This window comes from Burkholderia sp. TSV86, assembly GCF_001522865.1.
GTDB lineage: Bacteria > Pseudomonadota > Gammaproteobacteria > Burkholderiales > Burkholderiaceae > Burkholderia.
Genome location: NZ_LOWB01000131.1, coordinates 61,004 through 81,368 on the forward strand (window position 1 = coordinate 61,004; position 20,365 = coordinate 81,368).

At 58.6% G+C, this 20,365-nt stretch carries 20 protein-coding genes; 5 read left to right on the forward strand and 15 right to left on the reverse strand.

Features of this window, described 5'->3' with window-relative positions:
* Position 1: 1 nt before the first annotated feature.
* The 8 genes from WS68_RS24275 to WS68_RS24310 form a co-directional block, all read right to left on the reverse strand.
* A complete protein-coding gene (locus WS68_RS24275; protein WP_059573269.1) occupies positions 2-1,606 on the reverse strand; it encodes a condensation domain-containing protein in 1,605 nt (534 codons plus the stop codon).
* A 12-nt stretch (positions 1,607-1,618) separates the two neighbouring features.
* Positions 1,619-1,945, reverse strand: coding sequence for an AzlD domain-containing protein (locus tag WS68_RS24280; protein ID WP_082710284.1), 327 nt, complete (start codon positions 1,943-1,945; stop codon positions 1,619-1,621).
* On the reverse strand, positions 1,942-2,670 hold the full coding sequence (locus WS68_RS24285; RefSeq protein WP_059573271.1) for an AzlC family ABC transporter permease: 729 nt from the start codon (positions 2,668-2,670) through the stop codon (positions 1,942-1,944). The genes WS68_RS24280 and WS68_RS24285 overlap by 4 nt, the downstream gene beginning before the upstream one ends.
* Positions 2,671-2,749: 79 nt before the next feature.
* Complete coding sequence (gene sbnB / locus WS68_RS24290; protein ID WP_059573272.1) at positions 2,750-3,766, reverse strand: 2,3-diaminopropionate biosynthesis protein SbnB; 1,017 nt, start codon at positions 3,764-3,766, stop codon at positions 2,750-2,752.
* Positions 3,767-3,791: 25 nt separating this feature from the next.
* The gene (locus WS68_RS29175) at positions 3,792-5,108 is read right to left on the reverse strand and encodes a pyridoxal-phosphate dependent enzyme (protein WP_156429663.1); all 1,317 of its coding nucleotides are present in this window, start codon (positions 5,106-5,108) and stop codon (positions 3,792-3,794) included.
* 863 nt (positions 5,109-5,971) lie between these two features.
* Positions 5,972-6,610: an FMN-binding negative transcriptional regulator gene (locus WS68_RS24300; protein ID WP_059573273.1), complete on the reverse strand. Its 639-nt coding sequence runs from the start codon at positions 6,608-6,610 to the stop codon at positions 5,972-5,974.
* Positions 6,611-6,976: 366 nt separating this feature from the next.
* Positions 6,977-7,396 (reverse strand): secondary thiamine-phosphate synthase enzyme YjbQ, encoded by a 420-nt coding sequence (locus WS68_RS24305; RefSeq protein ID WP_059573274.1) that lies wholly within the window; start codon positions 7,394-7,396, stop codon positions 6,977-6,979.
* A 21-nt stretch (positions 7,397-7,417) separates the two neighbouring features.
* On the reverse strand, positions 7,418-7,744 hold the full coding sequence (locus tag WS68_RS24310) for a thioredoxin family protein (RefSeq protein WP_059573275.1): 327 nt from the start codon (positions 7,742-7,744) through the stop codon (positions 7,418-7,420).
* 273 nt (positions 7,745-8,017) lie between these two features.
* Between WS68_RS24310 and WS68_RS24315 the strand changes: the two genes are divergently transcribed.
* The gene (locus WS68_RS24315; RefSeq protein ID WP_059573276.1) at positions 8,018-8,515 is read left to right on the forward strand and encodes a GNAT family N-acetyltransferase; all 498 of its coding nucleotides are present in this window, start codon (positions 8,018-8,020) and stop codon (positions 8,513-8,515) included.
* An 81-nt stretch (positions 8,516-8,596) separates the two neighbouring features.
* Here the strand turns inward: WS68_RS24315 and WS68_RS24320 are convergent, their stop codons facing one another.
* The 5 genes from WS68_RS24320 to WS68_RS28130 all read right to left on the reverse strand — a co-directional run bounded on the left by WS68_RS24320 (position 8,597) and on the right by WS68_RS28130 (position 11,234).
* Positions 8,597-9,553 carry a hypothetical protein gene (locus tag WS68_RS24320; RefSeq protein ID WP_059573277.1) on the reverse strand — a complete coding sequence of 319 codons (957 nt, stop codon included), beginning with the start codon at positions 9,551-9,553 and terminating at the stop codon, positions 8,597-8,599.
* A 58-nt stretch (positions 9,554-9,611) separates the two neighbouring features.
* Positions 9,612-9,734, reverse strand: coding sequence for a hypothetical protein (locus WS68_RS29325; RefSeq protein WP_059573278.1), 123 nt, complete (start codon positions 9,732-9,734; stop codon positions 9,612-9,614).
* A gap of 689 nt (positions 9,735-10,423) precedes the next feature.
* On the reverse strand, positions 10,424-10,621 hold the full coding sequence (locus tag WS68_RS24330; protein ID WP_059519503.1) for a CsbD family protein: 198 nt from the start codon (positions 10,619-10,621) through the stop codon (positions 10,424-10,426).
* A gap of 54 nt (positions 10,622-10,675) precedes the next feature.
* The gene (locus tag WS68_RS24335; protein ID WP_059573279.1) at positions 10,676-11,026 is read right to left on the reverse strand and encodes a BON domain-containing protein; all 351 of its coding nucleotides are present in this window, start codon (positions 11,024-11,026) and stop codon (positions 10,676-10,678) included.
* 43 nt (positions 11,027-11,069) lie between these two features.
* Complete coding sequence (locus WS68_RS28130; protein WP_156429661.1) at positions 11,070-11,234, reverse strand: hypothetical protein; 165 nt, start codon at positions 11,232-11,234, stop codon at positions 11,070-11,072.
* Positions 11,235-11,614: 380 nt separating this feature from the next.
* Here WS68_RS28130 and WS68_RS24340 point away from each other — a divergent pair, with 380 nt between their 5' ends.
* Positions 11,615-13,135: a helix-turn-helix transcriptional regulator gene (locus WS68_RS24340; RefSeq protein ID WP_059573280.1), complete on the forward strand. Its 1,521-nt coding sequence runs from the start codon at positions 11,615-11,617 to the stop codon at positions 13,133-13,135.
* 344 nt (positions 13,136-13,479) lie between these two features.
* A complete protein-coding gene (locus tag WS68_RS24345; RefSeq protein WP_059519510.1) occupies positions 13,480-13,662 on the forward strand; it encodes a CsbD family protein in 183 nt (60 codons plus the stop codon).
* 417 nt (positions 13,663-14,079) lie between these two features.
* On the opposite strand, the gene WS68_RS24350 is transcribed toward WS68_RS24345, so the two are convergent.
* Together WS68_RS24350 and WS68_RS24355 are read right to left on the reverse strand one after the other, a co-directional pair.
* Positions 14,080-15,279: a GNAT family N-acetyltransferase gene (locus WS68_RS24350; protein ID WP_059573281.1), complete on the reverse strand. Its 1,200-nt coding sequence runs from the start codon at positions 15,277-15,279 to the stop codon at positions 14,080-14,082.
* Between the two features lie 245 nt (positions 15,280-15,524).
* Positions 15,525-16,232, reverse strand: coding sequence for a GNAT family N-acetyltransferase (locus tag WS68_RS24355; RefSeq protein WP_082710285.1), 708 nt, complete (start codon positions 16,230-16,232; stop codon positions 15,525-15,527).
* A 734-nt stretch (positions 16,233-16,966) separates the two neighbouring features.
* Here WS68_RS24355 and katG point away from each other — a divergent pair.
* Positions 16,967-19,135: a catalase/peroxidase HPI gene (gene katG / locus WS68_RS24360; RefSeq protein ID WP_059573283.1), complete on the forward strand. Its 2,169-nt coding sequence runs from the start codon at positions 16,967-16,969 to the stop codon at positions 19,133-19,135.
* Between the two features lie 219 nt (positions 19,136-19,354).
* On the forward strand, positions 19,355-20,233 hold the full coding sequence (ypfJ, locus tag WS68_RS24365) for a KPN_02809 family neutral zinc metallopeptidase (RefSeq protein ID WP_059573284.1): 879 nt from the start codon (positions 19,355-19,357) through the stop codon (positions 20,231-20,233).
* The last annotated feature ends 132 nt before the right edge of the window (positions 20,234-20,365 follow it).

Consider the following 20,365-nt stretch of genomic DNA (forward strand, 5'->3'; position numbering starts at 1 on the left):
ATTAATCCTCGAAATCGAAATCGGCGGTGGCGGTCAGGCGAGGGGCGGCATGGTCGGCCCGGGGCGGCTCGATCAACTCACGCAGCAAGGCGGAGGGTTCGGCCGTCAGCAGGCGCTGGAATAACCGGGTGAACATGGCTGAGAACGTCGCGATCGAGCGATGGCTGAAGCGGTGCGGGCAATATTCCCATTGCAGTTGGTAACCCGAAGCGCCCAGATCGAAGCAATGCAGAACGAGCGCGAACTGCGCCATCCTCTTGGCTTCGCAAAACGAACGGAAATACCCACCCAGGATATCTATTCGCTGGTAACTGATATTCTGGAATGCGAACAGCACATCGAGCAGCGGATGGTCATGGTCGCCCGCACCGCGCTCGACGCCGCACATCGCAACCTGATCGGCCGCCGGAAAGGTCTGATGCTCGAGCGCGGCCAGGACATGCCGATGCAGCAGATGAATCGCCTCCTGCACCGTTCGATCCGCATCCAGCGGCAACGGCAGGATCAGCGTATTGACGAACATGCCGAAACTGTCGAAACCGTCCGTCTCGCCGCGGCCCGACACCACGACGCCGAGATGATTGCGCCAGCCGTGCAACAGCTGTGCCTGCAAGGCGGCGAGCAGCAGCAGCGCCAGGATGAATGGCGTGCTGCCGCTACGCTTGGCCAGCGCCCGAAACGCATCGGCCTGTCGCTCGTCCAGATCGGTGTATTGCACCGCGTAGCCGTAGCCGGGCGCGGTGCGCGGCGGAAGTTCCGGCAGGCCTGGCCAAGTGGGCTTCGGGCCGATTTCGCTCAGCAGGCCCTGCCAGAATTGGCGGCCGGCCGATTGCCGCGCCAGCCAAGCATCGTCAGCTTGCCAGATGCACGACGCCGCACGATGCCCCGCTCGCGGTTCCCGCTGGGCGCCATTGATCGCCGCCTTGAGTCGCTCGACAAACAGGCCGATGGACACGCCATCGGCCACGATATGACTAAAGTCGAGCATCAGACAGGTCTGCCGGCCATCGAACGGAACGATGGCGGCACGCAGCAACACATCGTGGTCCAGCCGAAACGGCTGGACCAGCGCTTCGCGCGCCTCGCGCAGATCCGCGAAGCGCCGTACCGGAATCTCGCGCGGCTCACTGAAACGCCAGACGAACTGGCCGTCTTCGTCGTGGAAACGCGCAAACAGCATCGGCAACCCAGCCGCGACTTCCTGCAGCGCGTCGCTGAATTGCTGCGGCGAGACCGGCTGCGGCAGCACGGCCAGGATCGGGATGTTGTAGGCCGTGGTGTCGGGATGGCGAAAATGCTCGAGATAAACCATCCGTTGCGCGGGACTTTGCGCATGGGTGCGGGTCGGATCTGGCGCCGGGGCCGGCGGCAGCGGCCGAGTCTGAGGCGGCAGCAGAGCGAACAGGTCGCTCACGCGTTCCAGCTGCAGCAGGCGGGCCACCGGAATTCTGACGCCCCACCGTCGATGAATGCTCGCGGAGAATGCCGCGGCCTGCAGCGAGTCGGCACCCAGTGCCAGCAGGCCATGAGCCAAATCGTCGTTCGACAGTGGCACCGAGAGAATCGACCGCAGTGTGTCCAGCAGTGCACGTTCGGTATCAGTCATGCTATTGGCGGCTCAGGCTGGCAGATGGGAAAGGAGCAGGTAGGCCACGTAGCCGCATGCGATCACGGCAAAGAAATTCCGCACGCGCGTGGCGATCAGGATAGTGACGAGCGTGGCCAGCAGATAGGGATTGCGCAGGCTGGCATTGAGCTCGGTGCCATGCCCGGACAGCAGCACGCCGTTGGCGATAATCACCGTCAGGATGGCGGGGGGCAGCAGTTCCAGGGATTCGCGCAGGAAGCGCGGCAGCGAGATATGGTTTGCGAAGATGAAGGCGATCCCTCGCACCACGAAGACGGTCGCGCCCATGGCGAGAATCATGATCATGGTCGGGGTCATTCTTGCGGCTCCAGGGTCTGGGTCTTGCGGCGCGACAAGCCGGTCGCGATTTGCACCAACAGCACGGATGCCAGGCACGAAATGAGAATGCCCAGGTTGTAGGGCGCGGACCAGGTCAGCAGGTAAATTCCGAGCCCGAGCACGGCCACCGCCAGGTTTCTCCACTGCTTCAGATACGGGGCGAGCATCGCGGCGAAGGTCGCGTAGGTGAAAAAGTCAAGCCCGAGGCGTGTGCTGTACTGCGCCAGGTGATCGCCGACGAACAGCCCGATCGCGGTACCCAGCACCCAATTCACGTAGAAGATGACGACGCAGGCCATGAAGTAGGTGTTCTTTTGCGCCTCGGTGCCGTCTTCGGCAAAGCGATCCTTGGTGAGCACGAACACTGCGTCGATCAGGCCGAAGGCAAGAATGGCCCGGTAAAGAACCGGCACTTTCTTGACTTCATCGACCAGCGAAACCGCATACAGAAAAAAGCGCAAGCTCAGCAGGAACGTCGTCCCGAGTGCGACGACCATCGTGGCGTGCGAGGTGATCAGCTCGAGGCCGACGAACTGCGCCGAGCCCGAATAGATGAAGCCGGACATGATCAGCCCGTCGACGACGCCGAGTCGGCTCTGGATGACCAGCGTACCGAACACGACGCCTGTCAGCAGCGCCGAGATCAGCAGCGGCGACGAGCGACTGAACGCCAGGCGCCATTCCTTCCAGTCATTGATTTGCATGATGTGGTGAGTTCGTGGTGAGTAGATGCCGGTCGCGACCCGGGGCGCCTGGAACCGCTCATCCCGGCACCCATCGTGATCAGACTGTGTAGGGCGCCGGGAAGAAGTCCGGCATGCTCGTCATCCGTGCTTCGTCGAGATCGTTCAGAATGGCCTGTGCGACCGCGAGGTCGAGAATCCCCATGCCAAACGGCGAGAAGATCCGCGTCCGTCCGGTGTCCGGCTTGATCTGACCGCGGATCAAGGCCGCGGCACCGCCGTCGACAAAGTCGCTGTGTCCGCACTGCTGTTGGGCCAGGTGCAGCGAGGTCTGAGCCTTCATGCAATGCTCGGGATCGTCCGCCACGTTCTGGCTGGCAAGGATGAGGTCCGCTGAGATATCGCGCAGCGACATATGCAGCACGGTCGGTGCATGGCGAAACCAGTCCTGTTCGGCGACATACGGCACGGTGGCCGAGGTTGCGAACAGAATCATGTCGGATTCCGAAATCGTGGTGCGCAACTCGGCGCTTCGCGAGCGGCCGACCAGGCTGGCGCATTTGTCGCGGAACAGCGAAGCGCGCGCGTCCGACAGGTCGGACACGCACAATTCATCGATCACCCAGCCCAGGCGTGCCAGCAACTGCACCACACCCAGCGCGATCGGACCCGCGCCTACGACGCCGAGACTGCGGATCCGCCCTGGCGTCGGGTGCAGATGGGTCGCGCCCACCACAGCGGATGCCGCGGTACGGGCGGCGCTGATCAGGCTGCCCTCCATGCAGGCAAGCGGATAGCCGGTCTCGCGGCTGTTGACCAGCAGCACGGCGGAGGCGCGATCGAGTCCACGATCGACGTTGGCCGGGAAGCTCGCGATCCATTTGATGCCGGTGATCGGCGGCTCGCTTTCGATCGACGCGGGCAGCGCGATGATCCGATTGCGTGGCTCATTCGGAAATCGCAGGAAATAGCTGTCGGGGTTGACCGTATGGCCGTCCGCGTCGTGCTGATAGGCCCGGCACACCAGGTCGAAGACCTCGCGGGGATGCTGTTCGAGCCAGGCTGAAATGCTGGGCGCGCCGATCATCTTGAAAGGCGGGGGAGCGAGTCTGTTCATCGGAGAAGTTGGCAAAGGATGCGTGTCAGGAAAGAGCGGCCTCTTGCATTTGCACCGAGGCAACGTGCGGCAGACTCGGGAAATGCTCGGCCACCCAGTCGGGTGAGAAAATCGTGTCGACGTAGCGATCCCCCATGTCCGGGGAAATGGCCACTACGCAGGAATCCGGCGGGATGTGCTGCGCATGCTGGCGCACGCCGCACAGCACCGTGCCGGTGGAGCCGCCGAACAGCATGCCCTGCCGGGCCAGGTTCCGGCACATGTCGACCGTGTCCGCCTCCGGGATCATCAACAACGCATCGTAACGGGATTGCGCGCGAATGGCGGGCGGCGTGCTAGTGCCCAGCCCCGGAATATGGCGTTTGCCTGGAGGCTGGCCGAACGTGACCGAGCCTACGCTGTCGACGGCAATGATCCGGGTATGCGGGGAATGTTCCCGCAGGTAGCGCGAGACGCCGCCCAGCGTCCCGGTCGTGCCGGCGCCCACGAAGACGAAGTCAGGCTTCTCGAACTGCTTCAGGATTTCCGGACCGGTGGAGTGGTAATGTGCGAGAACGTTCTCGTCATTCTCGTACTGGTTGATCCACACCAGCCCGGTATCCTCGGCCAGCATCGACCGGATCAGCCGAATCCGCGAGCCCAGGAAGCCTCGCTGATATCGAATGTTCCGCTGCGCGAAAAGCGTGGGCAGGATGTCGCAAGTCGGTTTTTGCAGGAACAGACAATTGCGCAGCAGTTGCGCGACGCTCGGGTATGTGTAGACGATCTCGACTTGTTTGCGCACACCGCGGCGGCGCAGGTAATCGTCAAGCATCAGCGTCGTTTCGATTGGCGCGATTCCACACTGGTGCGGCACGTTGTGCGTCTTGGGAAAGGTTACGGTGATGAATACGCGGCCGCGTTCAATGGCCGCCAAGCGTTGCGCGAGCTGACGGGCAGGATCGTACTGATAGAAATGATCGCCGGCTTCCGGCAGCCCCTCGATGCGCTCTGGCGCGGGTATGCAACCGGTCGCGATCACGAGGTAGTCGTAGCCATATCGCTGGCCGCTGCGTGTGTGGACCTGCTGCGCGGGGAAATCGAAGGATTCGACGCCGTCGACGACGAAATCGATTTCGGGCCGCAGCAACGATCGCTCGGAACGCACAAGATCCTCGCGCAGTGCAGCTCCGAATGCAACGTACATGAAAGCGGGTTTGTAGAAATGATCAGGCGAATCGGACAACAGGATCAGCGATACACGCTTATCGATCAATTCACCAAACAGCTTCGCGGCAAGTTGATTCGCGAGCATCGTGCCGCCGAGGCCGCCGCCGACGATCAGGACCCGGATCGGCTGCATCGCGTGCCTCTTCATCGGCTGGCCCTCCGATAAACCGCGGTCGATCGACGCAACGGGAACGGCTGACGGATGGCTTCTTGCATGACGGGTGGCATGTCTGCTCCTCTTGATGGGCAGCGAAACCGATTTGAATGTGAATGCGCGTGAGAATGTGCTGCTTCTTGTATTTTCGAATTTCCGTTGAAATGGAAATTACGAAAAAATTTAGGTGAAGTCAAATTTGAATTTCCGATTCAAATTTCGGCTTGTCGATTTTTGAAATGTCATTTGATATTGTTTTTGAAAATTACATGGGAATTCGATGCATGATTGTCAGGTGAGAGGTGCATGGACTGCGGAGCCGGCTGGTTATGGTGACGCTCTGTGTTGTCGAGCCTGGTGTGCATAAAGAATCGGTCGATTTGAAATTGATATATAAATCTGTATTTTGAATTTGCTGTAACGAAAAATTCTTTTGGTGAATTTTTGATTGAGAAATTTTTATGAATTAAAGTTGATTGGTATTTATAAAAATTAAACTTATAGAGATGAGGCGATTGTATCGGTAAATTTATGAAAAAAGATTGATCGAGAAATTTTAATATGCTCGTTGAGTATCGTCGTCAGCGCATCCTGATGAGGATCGACGCGAGAGTTATCCTGAGCATGATCCACCAATGGATGGCGCCGCCGGGCGGGACGACGCGTTTTTCGTCCATGTGGAGCACGCTGTAGTGAGGAGGGGAAGGACGTTGGCATGGATGGTGCAAGCCGCCGTTGTATCGCACAGCCGGACGGCGTTTATTGGCAGCGCATGAATCGAGTTGCGAGCGCGTCTGCTGCGCGCCACGCGTGGTCAGGGGGGGCTTCCACGCGGATTCACTCTATTGCGATTTCTTTGAAGCCTCGGCAAGCATCGCTTCACCTACGGCAGATGCTCCGCGCGCACTCAACGCTTCACCCGCGCCGCGAATATCCCGAGCCTCCTTATTTTGGCCGAGCTTGCTTTTGCCGACCAAGCGCGTGATCTCTATCTGTATGCCTATGATTGCCTTGAGCATCGTGTCGATATAGTCGTTGGGCGCATCCCCCATCTTCCAAGGCTTCGGCTGCGATGCTTCATGTGTGCGCGTCAGGCGAGCGACGATCCCGCGGACGTCGCGCTCGTCGTCGAGAATTGCGATGCGCCCATGCGCGTGGACGACCATGTAGTTCCAGGTCGGCACCTGTTTGTGAAATTCATGCTTGCTTGGATACCAGTTTGGCGAGATATAGGCGTCGCCTGCGTGAAAAACCACGAGCACTTCGTCGCCATTCGCTATGTCATGCCACACCGGATTGGCTCGCGCGACATGTGCACGCAACATGCCCAACTCACCTTCGTTTGACGAAAGTTCAAACGGAATGTGATTGGCGTCGAGTCCGCTTGTCCCGTGGGTAATCAGTGTACCGAACGGGTGTTGGGCAATGCGCTCGTGCAGCACATCCTTGCTGTTTTCTGCGAAATGGGCGGGTACGTACATACGGCTGTCTCTGACTGTCGAGAGGGATGGGATGAAGAATCGGACATTGCGATGGTTGCAAATTTGCCCGGGAAGTAGTTTATTCTGTCGTCCTGGTTTTTCGAAACGGATGCAATGTTTCTGTGCCGGTTGCTGTACTTAATCCGATAGCATAAGGATTTGGCATTTGTGATCACGGTACGCCTGCTGGATACCGAAGACGCTGAACGCTTCAGATCGTTGCGGCTGCTTGCCATTGAAAATTCGCCCACATCGATATGGCCAACCTGGGGCGAGGAAGTGGCGAGGCCAATCGCCCAAGTGCAGGATCGCATTCGTTAATATCACGGCACCGCGTTTTCGTCGATAACCGGTGCATCATCGTACTCACTCGCCAAGCAAATGCAGCACGATATCGCGCCGATGGGCGGCACGTCGGTGTTCGAAAAGATAAATGCCTTGCCAAGTGCCGAGTACCATGCGCCCATGTTCGACAGGAATCGCCAACTGCACGCTTGTAAGCGCCGTGCGTAAATGCGCAGGCATATCGTCGAGACCTTCCGCATCGTGCTCATACCGGGTTTCGTCCTCGGGCGCGAGAGCTTCGAAATAACGCTCCAGGTCGCGCCGTACAGATGGGTCTGCATTTTCCTGAATAAGCAGCGAAGCCGACGTATGCCGACAGAACAACGTAAGCAGTCCAGTGCGAACCGGCTGCTGCGCGACGAACGCGCGAACCTGCGGTGTGAACTCGACAAGGCCGCGTCCGCGTGCCTCAACGGTAATGTGTTGAATAATCTGCTGCATGGCTATTGGGCGGCGGTGCGCTTACGCGAGCGCATTGAAACCGTCGGTTTCGATCTGTTCGGCATTTGCGGGGCGAACGATACGCGCGACTTCGACTCCATCGCGCAAGAACACCAACGTTGGCCAAAGCTTGATGCGAAACGAGCGGCCAAGCGGCCGGCCGGGACCGTCTTCGATTTTCAGGTGACGAATGGTTGGATGTGCCGAAAATGAATCGCGAATCGCAGGTTGCGCAGCCGCACAGATGCTGCACCAATTGGCGCCGAACTCGATGACGGTTGCGCCGGCGAACGAGTCGATTTCCGCGCGGGTGGGTGCGTCGGCGGTATAAGCTTGCGAAGTAGTCATCCTGTCCCCTACGGGTTTGACATAAATATTGGCTTTGCCTGGGCCGTGTTCGAGGCCAGCGATTTTACTGTAACGGAAAAGCCGAGGGAGTGTGGAGAGCCGCCTAGGTTGCGCGGCTACGGTTTGCGATGTCGAACTTGCCGCTTGCCGGGATCGGCAACGCAATTTCGGTGATTACGTTTGTGACGTGCTGATATCTTTGGCCGATATGCGGCGTCTACGATCCGCAGCGCAATAGAATTCTGTCTTCCAATCCATTTCACAAGGAATTGCATGCTCACGATTCGGCCGATGACCGGCGAGGATTTCGCGTATTTCTGGCCTATCTACCGCGCAGTGGTGGGCGCGCAGGAAACTTACGCGTTCGATCCCGCGCCGACACAAGAAGCCGCACGGGCCTTGTGGATCGATGCACCGCTTTGCACGTGGGTCGTGGAAGAAGACGGCGCGTTGCTAGGGTCATATTTTCTAAAGGCAAATGCGGCGGGACCGGGTGACCATGTTTGCAATTGCGGGTACATGGTCGGCGAGGCGTCGCGCGGGCGTGGCATCGCGCGGCTGATGTGCGAGCATTCGCAGCAGATCGCGCGCGAACGCGGTTTTTTGGCAATGCAATTCAATTCGGTCGTGGCGGCCAACGAGATTGCGGTTGCCCTATGGCAAAAACTGGGCTTCGAAATCGTCGGACGTCTGCCCCGGGCGTATCGCCATGCGCGGTTCGGATTGGTCGATAGTCTCGTGATGTACAAATGGTTGGGCGAGCACGCATAGGTTCATCCGGTGCGGCCTCGCGCTCCGGCGACCCGGAAGACGCGGGCATGCGCCGGGAAGCACGGCCCGGATACGATAACGTCAAACGGTGAATGCGCCGTCGTCGAACACCGTTCTGTCGTCCAACATCAGAGTGCCCTTGGCGAAGATGAGGTCTAAGTGGTGGCTGCCCTGTTCACCGCCTCCCAGGCCCAGATGCATACCCGGATGCCGTTCCTCGAAACCGGCGTTGCGGCCGTATAAGCCCTTGATGCCGAGATTCGTGCCGATGCCGAACTCCTCGATCTTGCGATGATTCGCATGCCGGTTCAGGTACGACGCGAAATCTTGCCGGAAGCCTGCATGATCGCTGTCAAAATCGACAATCGTGCTGTTCTCGATATGCAAGGTCGCGAACCGTTCGACAACTTTGTATTTGACCGCAAACGGAATCGTGCTGAGGAAGGTGCCGCTGAAGACGATCGAGCCGTGCAGATCGGTGATGTGCGTCGCGATTTCGCCCGGTACGACATCGAGGTTGCCCATGCCGTCCACGCTGGTCCACTTCTGGTCACGCGTCAATGAGCCCGCCAGCTTATTACCCGATTCGTCGACGAATCGTATCCGCGACGCATGCAAGGCTATGTCGATCAGCCGGTTGTTGCGTATCGCGATGTCATCGAGCGACTCCGAGAACGCTTCGTCGAGATGTGGGCCATAGTCTTTGAACAGCACTGATTTGCTCCAGTGCTCAACGATCGCCGGCCGAATGGCCGCAAGAAAAGGCGGCCCATTTGGCGACGGCGTTGGCAAGCACGACGAGTCGTATAGCAAAACGAACAAGTCGGCGTGATCGAGCGCCTTGATGACGTCGCTGGGCGGTGTGCTTTCCAAACAGACGATGGCTGTGTCGAAGGATGTGGGCGGCGCGGAAAACGCGCGCAACGCAATATCACGATTACGTGCATCGTAGCCAATCAGCAGCTTGCTCTTGTCACCGCGTGCGAGCTTGTCGCGCAGCGCCGGGTGAAAGCCGAGTGCACGGTGCAGATTCAGCATGCATGTCTCCGAAAGCGGCGGAAGAGATAGCACCCTTCCGCCAAGCAATGTGGCTTGCTCAGACCGGCCAAAGCGCGGTGCCGAACGGTACCACGGCGTCTTCAACCATCATGTCGACGGCTTGCGGATGCGTGTCTTCCTGCATCCAATCGAGCAAGTCGATTTGTTGATTTTCTTGCATGTCAATTCTCCTGGTGTGGTGAACCGGGGTTATTAAACATGGCGGATTGACCGCCGCAACCTGCTCGGCATTCTTAATACCTTACAAGTCCATTTGATGTTACTTGGGGATTTTATTGAACGCAATCTTGATTTTGGTTTTGCGTTGTGTGTGCTAAACAAATGAGGATTTTGTTTTTTTGATAGCTGTTGTGCGGGTGAGGATTTGTGTTTTAATTTCGATTGGTCGACAGTTTCTGTTTTTGGAATTTGTGAGTGTGCATCACAGTAATCCGGTGGCGAGCGGTCTTGGCTTCCAGCCGATGAGCGACGGATCGTTCGATAATCAGGGGGATGTGGGTAATACAGCTTGTTTTGTACAAAATCATCCGCAAGGAATTCACGGTTCGTATTTGTTCAAACGCAAACGCAAACGTAGTGCGGCATATGAATTTCCACGAGTGATGCGGAAGACCATTGGATAATTAATTTATCTGCTTATTTAATTTGACCGATTCGATGCTCGGGCCCATGTGTAGGGATTATTCGGAAATGAAATGCGGGCAATCTGTCGAACCCGAGATTCATGCCGGGCGGCGTGGCAGACGGGGGGCTGGTGGCTGGCAGATCCCACGGTTTGCCTGGCAAGTAGATAAAAGAGTGCTTCTTTGATTGGCGCGGCGCCTGGAGGCGCCACGCATCACACCGGTTTTACAGGTCGCGGTCGAAATCCTTTAACTGCTTTTCTGCTTCGTCCCGCGCGATCCCGTAGCGCTCCTGGATCTTGCCCGCCAGATACTCGCGGTTGCCTTCGGCGACTGCGAGATCATCGTCGGTCAGCTTGCCCCATTTGGCCTTCAGCTTGCCGGTGAGTTGTTTCCATTGGCCCTTGATCTTGTCTTCGTTCATCGTGTGCTCCTATTGGCGAGTTGAAAATGCAAACGGCTGAAACCGGTGGACAGGTTATGCTTTCGATTTCAAGCCCGATGCGTCAACGTGTTTGACGCCCTTGACGGCGCGCGTGACGGCAATCGCTTTCTTCACCGCCATGTGCGTCGGCAACACCCCGATCAACGTAACTACGCCATCGACGGTTTTTACGCTGATGTCAAGGCTCTTTACGCCATCGGTGGTCGCAAGCTCGCTTTTTACCTTGGTGGTGATCCAAGTATCCGTTATCGGTTGATTCGATTCGGTTGACGAAACATCGCTTGCTGCATCGGTCTGTGCATAGGCACTCGTCAATGCAGCCGAACCGAAAAGGAATGCCGTGCTGACGGCCAGCAGCGAGGAGATGTGTTGTGTTTTGGTCATCGATATTTCCTTGTGCGTCGTTGGAAAGAGGTATCCGTTTGCGTCAGTTCATGCCGAACGCGTCGACATTGACCTGGCGAAATGAAAATGCAGAATGGGGTTTCCGCGGTTGTGCAGGCACGGGTTGATCGTTTTTCGGCGATTGTGGCGGATCGCCTACCGGCGGCTGTTTGACCGGTTGAGGATCGGGTGTTTGATGCAGTTCCATCCGCTATCTCCTTCGAAATGATTCTCGGGGGAATGTGTTGAATCGTCGACACGGAATCAGCTTACTGGCGCAACAGGACATCGTCATCGCGCAAATTCACCGGACGGATTAGTGCTTTTGCACCAGAGTGTCGTTGCGCGCACATCGGACTGCGGGAGAGGGCTCGTTGGCAGAGGCGATAGCCGGCTCGCCCGGTTCAATATCGGTTTCGCGGTGTATCGAACGATTGGATCGCACGATGCGAATGTACTATCCGGATTAGTGCATTCGTGTCTGGTTCTTGCGCGCGTCGTGCGAGCATCCGGCTGGCGCGATGGGCATCTCGCGAGGTGGCTTTGCCAGGATTCGCGACAATCGGCAACTTATTCGGAATACAAACGATGAACGAGAAAGTCGACGAACAGGCGCTCAAGTCGCATACCGACCGGCGCCAGTTACATCAAATCATCGCCGGACTGACCGAAGGCGTGATCCTTGTAGAGCCGGATCAACGGATTGTCTGGGCGAATGAAGCAGCGCTCGAGATGCACGGCGTCAGCGAACTGAGCGAGCTCGGCACGGATATCACCGAGTATCGCGAGCGTTTTCGGCTGCGCTACAGGAACAATCATCCCGTGCAGGAGGGGCACTACCCGATGGATCGGGTGATCGCAGGCGAAGAGTTCAGCGACGTAACGGTCGAGGTGTTTCATGCCGAAGATGAGAACGTGTGCCGTGTGCATCGCATTCGCAGCTTGGTGCTGACGAATGCGGCGGGCGAGCCGGATTGTCTGGCGCTGGTGTTGCACGATGCAACGGAGTGGGCAAGCGCAGAGCAGCGTTTCGAGCGCACATTCAATGCAAATCCGGCTCCTGCCGTGATTTGCCGGTTGAGCGATATTCGTTATATCAAGGTGAACCAGGGGTTTCTCGATATGACCGGGTATACGCGAGATGATGTGCTTGGTCGCACCGTTTATGAAGTCGACGTGCTCGAAAGTGCGGAGCGGCGCGAACTCGCGATCGAGCGTCTAGGTGAGGGCGCGACGATTCCGCAGATGGAAGCAGTGTTGACCTTGCCCGGTGGCGGCACGAAGGCGGTTGTCGTAGCGGGGCAGCCGATCGACATTGGCGACGAGGCGTGCATGCTGTTCACGTTCATGGATCTCGAGCCGCGTAAGCAAGCAGAGCGAGCGTTGCGGCAAAGTGAGGAGCGGTTTGCGAAGGCGTTCAGGATGTCGCCCGTTGCAACTGCAATCATTACTTCGAACGGTTTCGAGTTACTCGACGTGAACGATGCGTTCGTCGCGATGACGGGCTATGCCCATGAGGATGTGCTCGGCAAGTCCGCTGACGAGATTGGATTGTGGATTGACGCCGACGTGCGCCGGCGTTTCGATGCGCTGTTTGGCGGCGATGGCGGCATGTGCAATGTCGATATGAGAATTCGAGGGCGCGACGGTGATGTGCGCAACTGCTTGGTATCCGCCGATCTGGTTGCAATCCACGGCCAAGACTGCATGTTGATTGCGTTGCTCGACATCACCGAGCGCAAGCGCACGGAAATGGAGTTGGTCCACGCGATCGAGACCGCGATGCAGGACGCGACGTGGTTCAGCCGCACGCTGATCGAGAAGCTGGCGAACGTGCGGCGTGCGAATGCGCCGGATGCCGGCGCGCAATTGTCCGACCTCACTGCACGCGAGCGTGATGTGTTCGATTTGCTCTGTGATGGTCTGGCGGACAAGGAAATCGCGAATCGGCTGGGTCTTGCACCGAACACGGTACGCAATCACGTTTCGACCATCTATGCGAAGCTGGATGTTCACAGCCGCAGCGAAGCGATCGTCTGGGCGCGCGAGCGCGGCATTGTCGGAGCAGTGAGTGCTAACGGCAAGCCGGGCGCCAAAGCGAAGCGATAAGGCAGGCGCTGCCGAGCCTGCATGGTTCCATGCCGATTTTGAAAACAAGGTGCGTGCATGAGTTTTTCGCTTTGTCCGAGCGGCGCGTTCACTCTGTTTCGCATCCCAAACTTTTGGTTTCCGTGCCCCGCCATATGAACGAAATGCGGCCTGAAGGCGGAATCGACATTGCTCGGACGAACGCGCGAGCGAGTGCCGATGGCGCAGTGAACAGTGCGAATGCACTAGCCAGTCTGGGGTATTCGTCACTTTCGGCGGTGACGAGCGATTGGGATCATATTGACTCGATGGTGTTGGTTGCCCATCTGCACCGTCGATCATGCGGATTTTTGAAGGAGTGGACCATGGACAAGAATCGTATCGAAGGTAAGCTCAAGCAAGTCAAGGGTTCGGTGAAAGAGGCGCTTGGGAAGGTGACGGGTGATCGCCAGACTGAAGCTGAAGGGCTCGCCGAAAAGACTGCCGGCAAGCTGCAGGAGAAAGCCGGCGAGGCGGCGGATGCGGTGCGCAAACATACCGGTGGGTAAGCGCCGTTTGTTACGGATTTGGCCATCTCGGCGCGTATGAGTCAGATGTACGACTTGTCGCCAATATGTCGGATCACGGTTGGCCAAGTTTGTTTGGCTTATGTTTCGACGGTCGGCTATGCCGGCCGTTTTGTCGTCCGTAGGGAGCCAACACCCCTGTGTGCGCTGAGGTTTTGAACTGATTCGGTGGCTGATTCGCACGCTTTGGCACGGCATCGTGCTTGATATCGCAAAAATATCTGATGCCCCATGCCGGGCTCGGCAGCGTTTGGGCCGGACGATGTATCGCCAGCATCGGCGGGTTCGTGCGCTTGCAGCTTTTGCAGGCCGTCTGATGAATCGGTGGACAACCGGCGCTGCGGCAGAATGCGCGAACCCGAATGGATTTTTATCGAAAGCCACAGTCGGTGGGGCCGGCTAACGCAGGTCTTTCCTGTATTGAATGAACCCGGCGTTGGCTGCGAGTTGGTCATACAGCATGCGAGCGGCCGTATTGGTTTCGTGGGTGAGCCAGTACACGCGGCTTGCCCCGGCGGCACGCGCCTGCTCGTACACCGCTTCGATCAGCGCTCGCCCGACGCCGCGACCTCGCACACCGGGCTCGGTAAATAGATCCTGCAAATAGCAGTACGGCTCGGTCGTCCAACACGAGCGATGGTAGATCGCATGAACGATGCCGAGCAGTTTGCCGGCCTCGTCGAACGCGCCTAGCGCAAACATCGGTTCCTGTGGATCGCGCAGGCGGGCCCAGGTCGTCGCGAATACGGCCTCGCTCAGCGTGGTTTCGTAGAACGCTTGATAGCCGCGCCATAGCTCGCGCCATGCGGCTTCGTCGTGCCCATTGAGCGACCGGATCGCGATGCTCGCGCCGGCGTGCGGGCGGCTGGCAGGGGCGCGCGCGGCCGCCTGTTCGCTACGGATCGCGGTGAGCGACTGGCGTTGCTGGCCGTGCGCGTCGAAGTTGGCGGGGGACAGCCACGTGTCGAATGCCGCCGCGAGTGTGGGCCACTCGCTGTCAAGAATCGCGAACCAGGCAGTATCGCGATTGCGGCCCTTGTACACCACCGCCTGACGGAATGTGCCTTCATAGCGAAAGCCGAGGCGCGCGGCGGCCTTGCGTGATGGGGCGTTGAGGCTGTCGCATTTCCATTCGTAACGCCGATAGCCGAGTTCATCGAATACGTATTTCATCAGCAGGTGCTGCGCTTCGGTTGACGCCGGCGTGCGCTTCAGATGGGGCGAGAAGGCTACCGAACCGACCTCGATGACACCGTTGGCCGGATCGATGCGCATCAGCGCGAGCGTACCGATTGCGCGGCCGCTCGCGAGATCGATTACGGCGAAGTGCATCGGATTGGCGCTTGCCGCCGCACTCTCAGCGTAGCGTCGGTAGCTGGCCTCATCGTCGAACGGTCCGACCGCCATGTAGGTCCAGTCGCGGCCGTCGGCCGCCGTTGCATAGGCAGCGTGGAGATCTGCCGCATGGCGGTCGGCGTTGAGCGGCTCGATGCGGCAGTAATGCCCCTGGCGTGTGACGGGAGCGGGGCGCGGACGAGCGGACCAGTCTGGAACGGCCTGCCCGATGGATTGCTGGAATTCGTTCGTAGTGTTAACCAAGGTCGTTCTCGCTTCGGCGGTGGCGGGGCGACACGCCCGCCCAGCCGATAATCGTAACCGGCTCGAGGTTCCATGAGAAGAACCACTGTCGCGCCTTATTCTGGGGCCACGAAAGCCGCCGGTTCGATGATGGCGGGTTGTCCGGATGTCGTGCCGCGCTCCAGCCGGGCAGCTTGGATCATCCGTGCACGGCTGGCTATCTCAGCGAACGCTGCTCGTGGTAGCGCTCCCCCGATTCGACCGAGTCACGCCATCACCTGATCGACGATCACCGAAGCAATATTTGCGAAGCCGGCAGAGCGATAAAGAGGCTCGCCGGCATCGGTCGAAATGAGCCATGCACGCTGCGCTCCACGGCGCCGCGCATGCGAGACGATCGCCTTGAGCAACTGGGATGCTAGGCCACGGCGTCGGAACGTATCGCCAGTGCCCACCCGGTCGATGACGATGGCGTTATCGGATGCGAAGCCGTAGCGGGCGGTCGCGGCGATCTGGCCATCGATTCGATGTGCAAAAAGAAATGCGCGCGGGTTCGATCGAAACAGGGGGAATTTGCTGCAAGCGTTGAAATGCTCGATGTCGGTATCCAGCGCGCACGCCAACGACGCAGCCAATTCATCGGAGCCCGCGAGTTGCGCGATATCGGCGACCATGAAATGCTCAGCAGCGAGCCTGCATGTTTTATCGCGTATCGTTTTTGGCAGCGCGACCGTTCCGAATTGCGTAATCCATGCACCGGCTGCGAATGCGCGCTCATCTTGCATCGCGGCGCCTTCGATCATGAAATGCTCATATTCCCGGCCCATCTCGGGATTGAATCGGACGGCAAAGCCATCTGCGTGATCAGTGACGGTGGCTGTTATCTGATTACGTGCGGCGCAATAGCCGTCGATGAATGTCCGAACGGCATGCTTTCGCGCGGCGATGGTCGACCATAGCGGGTGAGCCGGCATTGTCTTCTCTCAGGGAAGGGGGTATGCGTGTTCTTATGGAGCAAACCCGCTGCGATCATCGGACGCAACGCTGATTGGATCGATGCTGGTGCGGTGGGAATGCATCGACGTCGCATTTTATGCCAAAAAATCTTGGCGCTGTGCGATGAGAGGCGTGGGGCGTGCGGCGTTATTTTTGCATGGTGGGAAGGCGCGTATGAACGTCGGGAGCAGATGAGCCGAAATCCCGTCCCAATCGATCCGTCCTGCAAAATATTGACTAGACGGCCTCCCATTGCTATCGGTTCTCCATTGTTCGTTGTGCCTGATTTCGCTGCTTCGATATCGAGTGTCTTGTTTGCTTCGTACTATCCGGCGTTGGGCTACACATGTAAGCATGTGCCGCATGAAGTCACCGGTCCGTATCGTCTTTTGACCTGGATATCGGCGCGAGACGGCTAAAAAACACGATGGCTTGTTTTTCGGTAAGGTGCTCGTGCTGCGTCGCGCGTCGATCGAAACCGGGCGTCGCCCGCTCCGGATTGGCAAGCCGACCGCAGATCAAGGAAATGTCATGAAAACGTCGAATCATCGCAGCGATGGCTGCGATCAGCGTTCACGTTAGTTTTTTTGTTGCGTCGCTATTGAGGAAACCTATTTCCGCTCATAGACGAGAACCCGTACTATTCTCGGGCAGTGCCCAGGCTCCAGGCTGAGCCGCGGCGTTGCACGCCCCACGAACAAAGGAGAGAAGCATGTCGACAGAAACGAAGTGTCCGTTCAAGCATACCGCTGGCGGCGGCACGTCGAACCAAGACTGGTGGCCCAATCAACTGAAGCTGAACCTCCTGCGCCAACATTCGTCCTTGTCCGATCCGATGGACAAGGATTTCAACTACGCCGACGCATTCAAGAGCCTTGATCTGGCTGCCGTGAAAAAGGATCTGCTGGCGCTGATGACCGATTCGCAGGATTGGTGGCCGGCCGATTTTGGACACTATGGTCCGCTGTTCATCCGGATGGCCTGGCATAGCGCCGGCACGTATCGCACGGCCGACGGACGAGGCGGTGCCGGCAGCGGCCAGCAGCGTTTCGCACCCCTCAATAGCTGGCCCGACAATGCCAACCTCGACAAGGCGCGCCGGCTGATCTGGCCGATCAAGCAGAAATATGGTCGAAAAATTTCGTGGGCGGACTTGATCATACTGACCGGCAACGTCGCATTGGAATCGATGGGATTCAAAACCTTCGGTTTCGCAGGCGGGCGCGTGGATGCATGGGAGCCGGACGAGGATGTTTATTGGGGCTCCGAAAAGACTTGGCTGGGAGACCAGCGTTATACCGGCGAGCGCGATCTCGAAAATCCGCTCGCGGCCGTGCAGATGGGACTGATCTACGTCAATCCGGAAGGTCCGAACGGCAATCCGGATCCGGTCGCCGCCGCTCGGGATATTCGCGAAACTTTCGCGCGGATGGCGATGAGCGATGAAGAGACGGTGGCGTTGATTGCCGGAGGCCACACGTTCGGCAAGACACATGGCGCTGCGCCTGCGTCTCACGTGGGGCCCGAGCCGGAGGCAGCCGGCCTTGAGCAGCAAGGCCTTGGCTGGAAGAACGATTTTGGTACGGGCAAAGGCGACGATACGATCACGAGCGGCCTGGAAGTTGTCTGGACTACCACGCCGACGAAGTGGAGTAACGATTTCTTCGACAATCTGTTCGGCTACGAATGGGAACTGACGAAGAGCCCCGCCGGCGCGCATCAATGGAAACCGAAAGGCGATGCAGGCGCTGGCACTGTGCCCCCGTCCAAGCGCCGTTCGCCGTCGATGCTGACGACCGATCTTGCGCTTCGATTCGATCCGGCATACGAGGCAATCTCCAGGCGCTTCCATCAGAATCCTGATCAATTCGCCGATGCGTTCGCCCGCGCGTGGTTCAAGTTGACGCACCGTGACATGGGGCCGCGCGCCCGCTATCTCGGCCCGGAAGTGCCGGCAGAGGAACTGCTCTGGCAAGACCCGATTCCCGAGGTCGGTCATCCATTGATCGACGAGCAGGATATTGTCGCGCTCAAGCGCGAGATTCTGGCGTCGGGGCTGTCCGTTGCGGAATTGGTGTCGACCGCTTGGGCGTCGGCGTCCACCTTCCGCGGTTCCGACAAACGGGGAGGCGCGAACGGCGCGCGGATTCGTCTTGCGCCGCAGAAGGACTGGCTGGTTAATCAGCCTGATCGTCTGGCGAAGGTGCTCGCGAAACTGGAAGGTATCCAGAGCACGTTTAATGGTGCGCAGTCCGGTGGCAAGAAAGTTTCGCTGGCCGACTTGATCGTGCTGGCTGGCTGCGCGGGCGTCGAGCACGCGGCGAGTCAAGCGGGCCACGCGGTCACGGTGCCCTTTACGCCGGGGCGCGCGGACGCATCGCAGGAGCAGACTGATATCGAATCCTTCGCGGTGCTCGAGCCGATCGCGGACGGTTTTCGCAATTACTTGAAAGGTAAGTATTCCGTATCGGCTGAGGCACTGTTGATCGACAAGGCGCAATTGTTGACGCTGACTACGCCGGAGCTGACGGTACTGATCGGCGGTTTGCGCGTGCTGAACGTCAATTTCGAGCAGACTCAGCACGGCGTTTTCACCAAACGGCCGGAAGTGCTGACGAACGATTTCTTCACGAACTTGCTGGACATGCGCACTGAGTGGAAACCGACATCGGACGCGAATGACGTGTTCGAAGGACGTGATCGTGCGACAGGTGAGTTGAAGTGGACAGGCACGCGTGTTGACCTCGTTTTTGGTTCGAATTCCGAACTTCGTGCGCTGGCCGAGGTTTATGGCAGCGCGGATTCGCAGGAGAAATTCGTTCGCGATTTCGTCGCGGCCTGGAGCAAGGTGATGAACCTTGATCGCTTCGATCTTGCGTGACATCGAAAAGCGGGCCGCGTTGGTTTCGATGCCGATATAGGGACGGCCGGTCGTGAGACCGGCCGTTTTGTTTGCTTGCCGATTTGACTCGTTGATTGCATGCGATTTGAGTGAAAAGACGAACGGATCCCGTCGCATTGGTTGGTTATACTTTCGACGCCGGATTGCCTCTGCGAGCCCGGTTTATCGATATCGACAACGAATAGGGTTATACCGGTCATGAGACTCGACGACGAAACCGAAAGCCAGAATGTTGAGGATCGGCGCGGCGCTTTTGGCGCAGGGCGGCGTGCGACCGTAGGCATCGGTACGATCGTCGTAGCGCTTGCCGCCTCATATTTTTTTGGGATCGATCCGCGTGTCGTCCTGCAAGGTGCGTCGGCGTTGCAGGGTGCGGAGCAGCAACAGGCTCAGCCGAGCCAAGCGCAAAACGCGGGCGTGCCTGCTACCGATGCGGGAGCGGTTTTTACCCGTAAGGTGCTTGGCAATATCGAGCGGACCTGGACGACCATTTTTTCGACTCAATTGCAAGCGCAGTACGTGCCGCCCAAGCTCGTAATGTTTTCGAACACGACGCCGACGGCATGCGGCACAGGTCAGTCCGCGATGGGGCCGTTCTATTGTCCCGCTGATCGCAAGGTTTATATCGATCTCGCGTTCTATGACGAACTGCGCCGCCGTTTCGGCGCTGGGGGCGACTTTGCGCAGGCATATGTGATTGCACACGAGGTCGGGCATCATGTGCAGAACCTCCTTGGCATCTCCGAGAAGGTTGATGCTGCGCGGCGGCGCGCGGGCGAGGCGCAGTCGAACCAACTATCGGTGCGGCTGGAGTTGCAGGCCGATTGTTTTGCCGGTGTATGGGCGAACAATGCGCAGCGCGCGAATCAGCGGCTCATCGAAGCGGGTGACTTCGAGCAGGGCTTGCAGGCCGCCGCCGCTATTGGCGATGATCGCCTCCAGCGGCAAAGCCAGGGTTATGTCGTGCCGGAGACGTTCACGCATGGCAGCAGCGAGCAGCGCGTCTATTGGTTACGGCGCGGGCTTCAGTCGGGGGATGTGCGATCGTGCGATACGTTCGCGGCTAATTCGCGGTAAGCGGTGGGGCTATCTCACCTGCGGTGGACTAGACTAAATCTGACAGTGGTTGGTTTTTCATGCTGGCGCGCATTGGCGCGAAGGGCGTAGCCCGTAGCGGCAATGCGCGCCGCGAACAGCAAGGAGTCCACC

Excerpts from the sequence above, each read along its gene's own strand:
- WS68_RS29175 (WP_156429663.1), bottom strand. The coding sequence starts at position 5,108 with ATGCAGCCGATCCGGGTCCTGATCGTCGGCGGCGGCCTCGGCGGCACG.
- sbnB (WP_059573272.1), bottom strand. The coding sequence starts at position 3,766 with ATGAACAGACTCGCTCCCCCGCCTTTCAAGATGATCGGCGCGCCCAGC.
- WS68_RS24305 (WP_059573274.1), bottom strand. The coding sequence starts at position 7,396 with ATGCAGCAGATTATTCAACACATTACCGTTGAGGCACGCGGACGCGGC.
- WS68_RS24300 (WP_059573273.1), bottom strand. The coding sequence starts at position 6,610 with ATGTACGTACCCGCCCATTTCGCAGAAAACAGCAAGGATGTGCTGCAC.
- WS68_RS24355 (WP_082710285.1), bottom strand. The coding sequence starts at position 16,232 with ATGCCGGCTCACCCGCTATGGTCGACCATCGCCGCGCGAAAGCATGCC.
- WS68_RS29325 (WP_059573278.1), bottom strand. The coding sequence starts at position 9,734 with ATGCAAGAAAATCAACAAATCGACTTGCTCGATTGGATGCAGGAAGAC.
- WS68_RS24310 (WP_059573275.1), bottom strand. The coding sequence starts at position 7,744 with ATGACTACTTCGCAAGCTTATACCGCCGACGCACCCACCCGCGCGGAA.
- WS68_RS24320 (WP_059573277.1), bottom strand. The coding sequence starts at position 9,553 with ATGCTGAATCTGCACCGTGCACTCGGCTTTCACCCGGCGCTGCGCGAC.
- WS68_RS24330 (WP_059519503.1), bottom strand. The coding sequence starts at position 10,621 with ATGAACGAAGACAAGATCAAGGGCCAATGGAAACAACTCACCGGCAAG.
- ypfJ (WP_059573284.1), top strand. The coding sequence starts at position 19,355 with ATGAGACTCGACGACGAAACCGAAAGCCAGAATGTTGAGGATCGGCGC.
- WS68_RS28130 (WP_156429661.1), bottom strand. The coding sequence starts at position 11,234 with ATGGAACTGCATCAAACACCCGATCCTCAACCGGTCAAACAGCCGCCG.
- WS68_RS24345 (WP_059519510.1), top strand. The coding sequence starts at position 13,480 with ATGGACAAGAATCGTATCGAAGGTAAGCTCAAGCAAGTCAAGGGTTCG.
- katG (WP_059573283.1), top strand. The coding sequence starts at position 16,967 with ATGTCGACAGAAACGAAGTGTCCGTTCAAGCATACCGCTGGCGGCGGC.
- WS68_RS24275 (WP_059573269.1), bottom strand. The coding sequence starts at position 1,606 with ATGACTGATACCGAACGTGCACTGCTGGACACACTGCGGTCGATTCTC.
- WS68_RS24285 (WP_059573271.1), bottom strand. The coding sequence starts at position 2,670 with ATGCAAATCAATGACTGGAAGGAATGGCGCCTGGCGTTCAGTCGCTCG.
- WS68_RS24280 (WP_082710284.1), bottom strand. The coding sequence starts at position 1,945 with ATGACCCCGACCATGATCATGATTCTCGCCATGGGCGCGACCGTCTTC.
- WS68_RS24315 (WP_059573276.1), top strand. The coding sequence starts at position 8,018 with ATGCTCACGATTCGGCCGATGACCGGCGAGGATTTCGCGTATTTCTGG.
- WS68_RS24335 (WP_059573279.1), bottom strand. The coding sequence starts at position 11,026 with ATGACCAAAACACAACACATCTCCTCGCTGCTGGCCGTCAGCACGGCA.
- WS68_RS24340 (WP_059573280.1), top strand. The coding sequence starts at position 11,615 with ATGAACGAGAAAGTCGACGAACAGGCGCTCAAGTCGCATACCGACCGG.